Source organism: Lactobacillus sp. OTU4228, from assembly GCF_001006945.1.
In the GTDB taxonomy this organism is placed as follows: Bacteria; Bacillota; Bacilli; order Lactobacillales; family Lactobacillaceae; genus Lactobacillus; species Lactobacillus amylovorus.
Map to the genome: position 1 here is coordinate 1 of NZ_CDLD01000029.1, position 422 is coordinate 422.

Genomic DNA, 422 nt, shown 5'->3' on the forward strand with positions numbered 1-422 from the left:
GTCTAGAGAGGTATTTTGTAACTCCTGCTAGTTTTGTAATCCATGCCTACAGGGAAAAGGATAAAAGCTCAATGACTTTAAAGGAAATTGAAAGCCATTCTTATGAGATTAAGAGTGGCTTTCGACCTACCTTGCCTTACCTTGAGGCAGTCGATAAATTTATTGCAGATAGGAAAAGTGAATAATGGCAGACAATAATAATATGAAACGCGAATCACGTAGAGATTATCACGGGCGAAGGTCTAGCGGTAATCATTTATGGATGAAAATCATTAAATGGATTTTTCTTATTGTGCTTTTAGTAGTGGTCTCAGGTATTGGGCTCTTCGCTTTTTACGCAAAAGATGCGCCTAATATCAGCCAAGACCAATTGCAAAGTGGTGGTACTTCAGGGCTCTATACTAATGATGGAAAACCACTTT

2 pseudogenes are annotated in these 422 nt (G+C 38.4%); both read left to right on the forward strand.

The features are described from left to right. Nucleotides 1-185 (forward strand): annotated as a pseudogene (gene recU, locus BN1206_RS05390) (Holliday junction resolvase RecU); the annotation flags it as partial. Then, nucleotides 185-422 (forward strand): annotated as a pseudogene (locus tag BN1206_RS05395) (penicillin-binding protein); the annotation flags it as partial. The pseudogenes recU and BN1206_RS05395, both read left to right, overlap by 1 nt.